Source organism: Cysteiniphilum halobium, from assembly GCF_003574425.1.
Classification (GTDB): Bacteria; Pseudomonadota; Gammaproteobacteria; order Francisellales; family Francisellaceae; genus Caedibacter; species Caedibacter halobius.
Genome location: NZ_QLIU01000031.1, coordinates 1 through 9,019, shown reverse-complemented (window position 1 = coordinate 9,019; position 9,019 = coordinate 1). Strand labels below are relative to the sequence as shown.

Below are 9,019 nucleotides of genomic sequence, written 5' to 3'. Positions count from 1 at the left end.
TGAGCAAGATTTTGCAATTATGAAAAAGAAAATGATATATGGAGAATATACAGCCTTAGAAGAATTGATTAAGCAGTATGGAAATATTTTGGAATGACTATAAATAACAGAACTTGGAGTTGGATGTATATGAATAAAAACAATGGCAACACCTATGTAATTCAAAATCAAATGATCAATGGCTCGTGGACTGGTTGGCAATATCCTTGGACTTACCTAGGTGCTTTTGACGCATCATATACAAATGATCCTAACAAATTATTTGGTTAATGCAGGTTAGAACTAATTAGATTCTACCGGCAATGTCGGTGGATCTGGATATTTAGCCGGTGGTGGGATATTTGCTTTATACCTACTATCCTTAGTTCCCCCAATAAAATAAATCAAAATCATAACCAGTATGATTAATGCTACGACAATACCCAGTAATTTATTCATCTGTATGCAGTCCTATTTATGATTTACTTTAATACTCATTACTATCACCAAATGTGCGTATCGCTATCACACATTACTCAAAATCGGAAACCCAAGCTCCTCACGAGTTTTATAATATACTTCTGCAACACCTCGCGAGAGTGTGCGCACACGCAGGATATAACGCTGGCGCTCAGTGGCTGAGATGGCATGGCGCGCATCTAGTAGATTAAATGTGTGCGAAGCCTTAAGCATCATCTCATACGCAGGCAATGCCAAGCCTTTTTCTAATAGGCGCACACTTTCTTTTTCAAAAAAATCAAACGTGCTAAATAAATGTTCAACATCCGCTTCTTCAAAATTATATTGTGACATCTCACGTTCATTTTGTTGAAACACATCGCGATAATATACTGGCCCCATTGCCGTATTTGCCCATAGTAGATCGTACATGCTATCGACATTTTGCAGATACATTGCTAAACGCTCCAACCCATAAGTAATCTCACCAGTAACCGGCTTGCACTCTAAACCACCGACTTGTTGGAAGTAAGTAAACTGGGTCACTTCCATACCATTTGCCCACACTTCCCAACCTAAGCCCCAAGCACCTAAGGTAGGCGACTCCCAATTATCTTCAACAAAACGAATATCATGCTCTAAGGGATCAATTCCTAAGATACGCAATGAACCTAAATATAATTCTTGTAACTCTTTGGGCGATGGCTTCATCACCACTTGAAATTGATAATAATGCTGGCCACGATTAGGGTTTTCACCATAACGACCATCAGTTGGACGACGCGATGGTTGTACGTATGCAGCATTCCAACTCTCAGGACCAATTGCTCTTAAAAAGGTCGCCGGATGAAAGGTACCAGCCCCCACCTCCATATCCAAAGGTTGTACAATCATACAACCTTTGTCTGCCCAATATTGCTGAAGCTTGAAAATAATATCCTGAAAACTAAGCATTAGCGATTATCCACATCAATCACATCAAAATTGCGCTAAAGTATATACTTATTAGCTGTTATTTTATAGTGTTTATCTCAGGCTTCATGCCAATTTGCAATCTTGTTCTACCGCTTAAGTTCAAATGTCGTTATAATCGCTTGCAAAATTTTAATTAAATGAAATGCTGTTGATCATGACACAAACATATACCGCAAAAACATTATTTACAACGCCAAACCTTATTGGACAAAAAGTAACAGTTAAAGGCTGGCTAAGAAGCCGTCGCGACTCAAAAGCGGGGCTTTCTTTTCTTGCCATTCACGACGGATCATGCTTTGACCCTATTCAAGCAATCGCTGAAAGTTCACTTACTAATTACCAATCAGAAGTTTTAAGTCTGACCAAAGATTGTTCCCTCGAAGTCACTGGTATATTGGTCGCATCACAAGGCAAAGGACAAAATGTCGAAATCCAAGCAGATAAGGTTATCGTTCATGGCTGGATTGATAATCCTGAAACTTATCCGGTATCACCGAAGCGTCACACGATGGAGTACTTAAGGGAACATGCACATTTACGTATTCGTACCAATCTAATAGGTGCAATTTCTCGCATGCGTCATACCTTATCAAATGCCATCCATAACTTCTTTAATGACGAGGGTTTCTTCTGGGTCAATACCCCGATTTTAACCTCTAATGATTGTGAGGGCGCTGGTGAGCTATTTCGTGTCTCAACATTAGATCAATTAAATCTACCTAAAAACGATCAAGGCAAGATTGACTACACCCAAGATTTCTTTGGGCGTGAGACTTTCCTAACCGTTTCTGGACAATTAAACGTTGAAACCTATTGCATGGCATTATCCAAAGTTTATACCTTTGGTCCGACGTTTCGCGCTGAGAACTCTAACACCTCACGCCATTTGGCTGAGTTTTGGATGGTGGAGCCTGAACTTGCATTTGCGGATCTAAATGATGATGCTGACCTGGCAGAAAAACTGCTAAAATCAGTGATTAGAACCATTATGTATGAGCGCCAGGATGATCTTAATTTTTTTGACCAGTTTATCGAAAAAGGTTTAATGGATAAATTAAACTCCGTGGTTAACAACGACTTTATACGTGTTGAATATACCGATGCAATTGATATCTTAAAAACCTGTGGCAAAAAGTTTGAATACCCTGTTGAATGGGGCTTAGATCTGCAATCTGAGCATGAACGTTTTTTATGTGAAGAGCACTTTAAATCACCTGTTGTCTTAATGAACTATCCTAAAGATATCAAAGCCTTTTATATGCGTTTAAATGACGACAATAAAACCGTTGCAGCGATGGATGTACTAGTTCCTGGCATTGGTGAGATTATCGGTGGTAGTCAACGTGAAGAACGTCTTGAGATACTAGATCAGCGTATTGATGAAACCTGTGTTGATGCCGAAGGCTTGTATTGGTATCGTGATTTACGTCGTTATGGGACGGTGCCGCATTGTGGCTTTGGCCTTGGATTTGAACGCCTATTAGGCTATATCACGGGTGTTCCTAATATTCGTGATGTAATTCCATTTCCACGCACCCCGGGTAATGCGAAATTTTAATTTATTAATGAACAACCAAAAAAAGTCTTTATTTAAATCCACTTTTTTGCTCAGTGGCATCACGCTAATATCGCGTATTTTGGGATTTATTCGCGATATGCTCTTTGCTAAATACTTTGGCGCTACGGCAACGATGGAGGCTTTTTTGGTTGCGTTTCGTATACCTAATTTTATGCGGCGGTTGTTTGTTGAAGGGTCACTAACGCAAGTACTTGTGCCAAGCTTAAGCAAACAATCATCTCATAAACGGCTAAATTACTTATTCTGTAATTTGCTTAACATTACCGCTTTGATAAGCTTTCTAATCTCATTAACAGGTATTGTTTTTGCTAGCATTTGGGTGATGGTGTTCGCTCCTGGCTTTTACTATGATCAAGCACAATTCACCCTTGCCAAAGAATTGTTACAAATTATGTTTCCATATGTATTTTTTATTTCGATTTCTGCGCTTTTCTCAGCACTTTTGAATCGTTATGAGCGTTTTAATATTCCAGCATTCATGCCTTGTATATTGAATATCTGCATGATCAGCTTTATCTTAAGCGCATCACACTTTAGAGCACCTATTTATGCCGTTGCTTGGAGCGTGTTTATCGCAGGGCTGCTCCAAAGTTTAATCCTACTGATATACGTACGACGTTTGAGCATTAAATTTACACTGACTTTGCGTAAACCCAGTTACCATATAAAACGCATATTAAAATCCCTCTTACCGGGAATTCTTGGCGCCTCAGTTGTGCAAATTAGCTTATTGCTTGATACCATTTTTGCCTCATTTTTAGCTGTTGGCAGTTTGTCATGGTTATATTACCCTGATCGCTTAAATCAGTTTCCTTTGGGTATTTTTGGTATTGCTATTGCCACTGCCATCTTACCTAAATTAAGTAACATCAAAACCTCAGCGCATGATTTTAGTCAAATCGTTAATTGGGGCGTGAAGCTCAGCCTTATCATCACTATTCCCGCAGCTTGTGCCATGAGTGTATTATCCGCACCTATCCTAACTACCCTATTCCAATACGGACAGTTTAGTGCCTTTGACGTGATTCAATCACAACGTGCACTTGTGAGTTTTGCCATTGGTCTTATTGCTTTTGTACTTATCAAAGTATTTATTTCAGCACTCTATGCCAAAGGACATACCAAAGCAGCACTGAAAATTGGGGTGATCTGTATTATCTGCAATATTTTAAGTAATACCCTATTGATCCTAATTCTCAAAACCCATCATTTAGGCTATCTGGCATTAGCTATCTCAACAACAATTACCGCCAGTATTAATGCATTATTATTATATTTTGCATTAAAACGTATTACTCAGCTACACTTTGACCTTACTACGTTATCTCTAATAATCAAAGTCGTTATTGCTTCAAGCCTTATGTTTTTTCTTTTGTATTATCTTAAGCATGATATGAGTTATTGGTTAGCACTTAATTTTAAAACCCGTGTTTTGCATTTATTTATAATTATCGGTATCGGTATCTTCAGTTATTTTAGCTGTTTGTTTTTAGTGGGTGTACGACTGAAACATATTAAGCTTAGCGTATAGTCATTGCCACCATTTTCGATTACAATCACGCCTTAGATTGATGACTTATATAAGGAGAGGCTGTGAAAAGAAGTACCAGACTTTATCTCAAATCACTTATTCTAATGGCCACGGCAATTACTGTGCCAAGCTTTGCGATTACCACCTACACGGTTAAATCAGGTGATTCACTCTGGCGTATTGCTAGCAAGCACAGGATTGTAGGCATACCCAACAAAGATATGATTGCTGCAATTAAAGGGATCAATGCCAAAGAAACACCTTCGATTAATGACAATATTGTCAATGTTAACCAAAAGCTTTTAATTCCAAGTACGAAGGCTGAACTTGAAGATGGTTTAAAGCTTTACAACCTAAGACACACGCAATATCTTACCACCAAAACTCCAACACCTGCCCCAGCTAAAACTGAACCAACAGTTGAAGAACAGAGTAAGAGCAATAATACTATACAAGAGAATACAAACACTAATGAGCATACGCTTGATAGTCATCAGACCACGACAGTGCATCGTAATGACATACCTAGCAACAGCAACAGTGATGACTCAACAAAAAACACTACAGAAAGCACCGCAAATGGTGTCGTTATTCCTGTAGCAAATACTGATGACCAATCACGCTCTAGCAATAATGCAAAAACCACAGTCACCACTGAATCAAAAGGTGATGGTAATAAATGGTATATTATACTATTGATTATAATTATTGTGTTGGTGATATGGCGCCGTCGTTACAAGCGCAAACCTATATCTCCCTCTGAAGATAAACGCCACTTAAAAGAGCAGTTTTATGCAAAACAACCCGAGGTAAAAGTTAACATTGATACACCAACTAAAACCCCAAGTGACAAAAAAACCATAAAGAAAAAATCTAAAGACGAACTCGCAAATCTGCTCAAAAAGGCAAACGACCTGATTGAGGCACATGATATTGCTCAAGCCAAAGCAATTTTGCAAGAGGCTTTAAATAGCGATGCTAAGAACTTAGATATTCGTCTTAAGATCTTGGCAGTATATGCTGCTGATGGTGATGAGATTTCATTTAACAGTGAACGTGATTATTTAGCATCAAATCTTTTGCCTTATGATGATCGCCGTTGGCAGGAGATCAATGCACTTTATAATAAGTATTTTGGGATTAACTAACAAAGGATAACTAATGGACAAGCAAGAGAAGCAAACACTACAATCAAACAAAAAGCCCTCTAGCGGCAAACAGACGGTTGCCATTTTGGTGCTACTAATTCTTGCCGGCATTTTGCTCTATATGGCCTTTATTTTCTTTGCTAAATTTCAGGCTTATAAGAAAATCTCAGAGAATCTCAAAATTGAACTACAATACAATTATAATCAATATTTGACCCTTAATCATACTACCGTAAATAATGTAATTCATATGAATAACTATGATTACGCGCAAACAATCAAAGCGCTTGGCGGGGTGTTTGGCAATATCCAATGCACAACCAAGTACAGCTGTGAAATTAACGGCATTGTTTATCAGTTTGATGTCAAACAACACAACAATACACTACGCATCGCAGGTTATCATGCTAATTTGTCTAAAGAAACAGCAAAGGCTGCAGGTAATAGTTTTGTCGTGGCACAAACCTATTCGCAATTTTTTTAATAAACAGCGATACCTTGCACCTGCTTTTAAGCCTAGGGATATAACTATTTCACACGAATACTCAACCTTTTAAATATTATTTGCTTTAATAATTTAAAATACGAAACATTCAAAATTATAGGTGGTAATATACTCAAAATAAACAGCTGCCAACTTAAATCATGATACGCAAGATTTTCACCAATATAGGTTAAAACAGGTAAAAAGGTAATTAGAAAAGAATGTTTTTTTGCCCCAATTTTAGTAATGCCAATTTGAGCCAAATATAGTGGAATCACAATTGTTAACAAACTTAAAAAGAACATTCCGCCAAAAACTGATAAATTTAATTGCTGGATACCTGATTTAAATGACAAAATCGCCGACAGTATAAAAACCAAATAGAATCTAAGGCTCAACACATCCAAAGAAGTAGAATGATGCCTTTTATGCAATATTTCAGACTCTCTAAAATAATAGAAAGTAGCTATACCAGCGACTAAAGAAATTAAACTGCCAAACATAACCTGTGATGAGTGTACACACTCCATAAAATAAATCATGATGATTATAATAACAGGTATAGTCTTTTTTAGTTGATTCGCCAAAAGTCCTGCAGGAATAGATACTGACAGGTAACAAAGTAAAATAAATCTGCTTGAGCCACACATTTGGACTGCATAATAATAACCAAACCATAGTACAGAAATGTATATGTTAACTAAGATAACTGATCGAACATAACTTTTCTCTTTTAATTGTGCATACACAACAAATGCTCTTTTAATATTGAGTATATTAAAAATAATAATGGCAAAAAGGTTTGTACATGCCAAAGCAATGGCAGGAGAAATATTACTAAAAACAGTAACATACTGAACCACAATGACTGCAAAGACGCTCACGAAAATATATAACAAACTGTATAACATACTTCTCTCCTTAGATATTACTTCCAGCGCAAACATTCTACACCTAAAATAAACCTAATTTACATTCCATTTTATTCTACATAAGATGAATAATAATCACCTATGATTGTTGCACACACATCAACCATGAGTTTTCCTGGAGAAGCAATTAAGCACATAGACTTATGCCATAGTATTGCCAAGTATTTGTCAGCATTTTATTTTAATAATTTTTCAGGGATGTCTAAATAATCCATTTTAATTGCAACCCAAATAAATCAGCAGAAGACTGCACATAGCCTTTTGTTGTTTGATAAGTGCCCGTAATATCTTGAGTGTTGTCAATAGAGGCTCTCTGGACAAAGAAATGAGCATAGCTTAACGCGATAGATAATGATTTCAACACTCTGTACTCAATACCTGTTGCTAATATAAATCTGTTTTGATCAGGTATCTGGATATTTCTATATTTATCATTAGTTGGTGTCATATCATAGCCAATCCCTGCTTTTAACGTCCATTTTGGTGTGAAGTCGTAGGTTGCTCCGATCGCAAAGTTCCATGTATTTGAAAAGTCTTGCTGAATAATGACATCTTGGAAGTTTTGCGTTCCAAAAGGTGTTACTACATTTTTGAGTGTTATATTATTTACAGAATTCCACTGTGTATAGGAAACAGAAGCCATTAATGCCAAATCAGATGTTGTCTTGATGTAATATGCCAAATCCCACCAAGCTGGCAAAACAATCTCTGTGCTAAAGTTATCACCAGATGTATGGTTTATGACAACACCAGAGGTGTCCCCTGACATTGCTGTTGATCCTTTTAGGTCAGCTGTCATCTTAGAGTGATAAGTTAAGCCTAGCCTATTAGATGCATTGAAACTGATCAAAACCCCAGTGTGGAAGCCAAATGTGAAAGCATCTCCCTTATTCTTTACATTTATATCCACAGGCTCCTCAAATTGATTAAAGTAGGCAAATGCATTATTAAACTTTCCTGTAAAATAAGCAATATCAGCACCAATACCTACTGAAAAGTACTTATTTACCTTAAATGCTATCGCTGGAGTAATATCAATAACTTGAAGTTGTGTTTTAGTACCCGAATACTTTAATGGTGAAGAATCCCCATAGTCAGTCTCAGTCTCAAATGGTATCACAACTCCAATACCAAATGCCCAACGATCTAATGGCAAAACATAATGAATATTAGGCACTGGAGTTAATCCACCGCCATTCACTCCATTAACAGGTTCAGGATCACCTGATGCCATCTGTCCTACATTTTGCTGCGTCCCAGTAAATTTTATATTTGTATTAACAAGTTCCCCACCAACACTTATTTGTTGCGATGTCAGATTAACCATACCTGCAGGATTATACCACTGTGTTGACGCATCGTTTGCCTGCGCTGCTGAGCCTGCATGATACGTTCCAAGACTTGCCGCATCCTGTTCAAAAATTTGATATGCGCTAGCAAATGCGGTATATGGGCTCAATACTAGCAAAGATAACCCTGTTATTTTAGGAATAAAATTTTTTAACATGCTTAAACCCTTATGTCTACTTATTATGCTGCTGGGTAGTTACTAATTTTCTTCATTGATTTTTTTCTCCATTAATTTTGATAAATTCCATCTCTCAAGATATGCACATAATGAATCTTATAAAATCAATTGTCCACAGGGTCATTACAGTATTTTAAATAATCTACAAAACAAAGTGTTTAACGCACTTACAAATGCTCTACATGCAATTCTTGTCACCTGCTTAGCAATGTTTTATATGAAGTCATTTCACCAATCAAGCTAAGAATATTTTCAAACTTTAATTGCTTAAACACACACATATAGTGATTCCAGTATATAACCGATCAACCGCGACCTTGATGACCTCTTGTTAATATAGGTTAAAGATGTATGGGTATTTTTAGAATGACTATAAAATTCAATCCTCTGTACACGAAGAAAAA

Annotated in this window: 8 protein-coding genes; 5 read left to right on the top strand and 3 right to left on the bottom strand. The window is 37.0% G+C overall.

The window, feature by feature from the left end; genetic code table 11:
* Nucleotides 1-93: 93 nt before the first annotated feature.
* Nucleotides 94-270, top strand: a complete 177-nt coding sequence (locus tag DNK85_RS11535) for a hypothetical protein (RefSeq protein WP_162896579.1) — start codon at nucleotides 94-96, stop codon at nucleotides 268-270.
* Between the two features lie 234 nt (nucleotides 271-504).
* On the opposite strand, the gene glyQ is transcribed toward DNK85_RS11535, so the two are convergent.
* Nucleotides 505-1,392, bottom strand: a complete 888-nt coding sequence (gene glyQ / locus DNK85_RS07110) for a glycine--tRNA ligase subunit alpha (protein WP_119328890.1) — start codon at nucleotides 1,390-1,392, stop codon at nucleotides 505-507.
* Between the two features lie 175 nt (nucleotides 1,393-1,567).
* On the opposite strand from glyQ, the gene asnS reads away from it, so the two are divergent.
* The 4 genes from asnS (at nucleotide 1,568) to DNK85_RS07090 (ending at nucleotide 6,155) form a co-directional block, all read left to right on the top strand.
* On the top strand, nucleotides 1,568-2,971 hold the full coding sequence (asnS, locus tag DNK85_RS07105) for an asparagine--tRNA ligase (protein ID WP_119328889.1): 1,404 nt from the start codon (nucleotides 1,568-1,570) through the stop codon (nucleotides 2,969-2,971).
* Nucleotides 2,958-4,523, top strand: coding sequence for a murein biosynthesis integral membrane protein MurJ (gene murJ / locus DNK85_RS07100; RefSeq protein ID WP_119328888.1), 1,566 nt, complete (start codon nucleotides 2,958-2,960; stop codon nucleotides 4,521-4,523). The genes asnS and murJ overlap by 14 nt, the downstream gene beginning before the upstream one ends.
* A gap of 62 nt (nucleotides 4,524-4,585) precedes the next feature.
* On the top strand, nucleotides 4,586-5,671 hold the full coding sequence (locus DNK85_RS07095; protein ID WP_119328887.1) for a LysM peptidoglycan-binding domain-containing protein: 1,086 nt from the start codon (nucleotides 4,586-4,588) through the stop codon (nucleotides 5,669-5,671).
* Between the two features lie 13 nt (nucleotides 5,672-5,684).
* On the top strand, nucleotides 5,685-6,155 hold the full coding sequence (locus DNK85_RS07090; RefSeq protein WP_119328886.1) for a hypothetical protein: 471 nt from the start codon (nucleotides 5,685-5,687) through the stop codon (nucleotides 6,153-6,155).
* Nucleotides 6,156-6,199: 44 nt separating this feature from the next.
* Here the strand turns inward: DNK85_RS07090 and DNK85_RS07085 are convergent, their stop codons facing one another.
* Together DNK85_RS07085 and DNK85_RS07080 are read right to left on the bottom strand one after the other, a co-directional pair.
* Nucleotides 6,200-7,066 (bottom strand): hypothetical protein, encoded by an 867-nt coding sequence (locus DNK85_RS07085; RefSeq protein WP_119328885.1) that lies wholly within the window; start codon nucleotides 7,064-7,066, stop codon nucleotides 6,200-6,202.
* A 223-nt stretch (nucleotides 7,067-7,289) separates the two neighbouring features.
* Nucleotides 7,290-8,594 carry an OmpP1/FadL family transporter gene (locus tag DNK85_RS07080; RefSeq protein ID WP_119328884.1) on the bottom strand — a complete coding sequence of 435 codons (1,305 nt, stop codon included), beginning with the start codon at nucleotides 8,592-8,594 and terminating at the stop codon, nucleotides 7,290-7,292.
* Nucleotides 8,595-9,019 lie beyond the last annotated feature (425 nt).